Below are 305 nucleotides of genomic sequence, written 5' to 3' on the forward strand. Positions count from 1 at the left end.
TCATATGGGCGTCCTTCCCCAGCACAGCACGCTGTCTTTTGGCTTTACTGCTCAGGAAGTCGCGCAATTGGGCACTATGCCCTTAAAGCTTAGCCTTAAAGACAGCCAGCAAATCACACGGCAGAAAATGGCCGAGGTAGGTATCAGTCATCTCAGTCAACGGCTCTATCCTTCGCTTTCCGGTGGGGAGAAGCAACGTGTCCACTTTGCAAGGGTACTGACGCAACTCAGTACAGCCAGTGATCAATGTATATTAATGCTGGATGAGCCCACCTCTGCTTTAGATCTTGCCCATCAGCATACCT

The 305-nt window shown here is 50.5% G+C and carries 1 protein-coding gene; it reads left to right on the forward strand.

Translation table 11 applies throughout. The annotated features are described in order from the left end of the window. Positions 1-305, forward strand: a 305-nt coding sequence (locus tag ACYP03_RS25450; protein ID WP_459782599.1) for an ATP-binding cassette domain-containing protein, incomplete at both ends; no start/stop codon positions are given.

Source organism: Photobacterium sp. R1, from assembly GCF_054600795.1.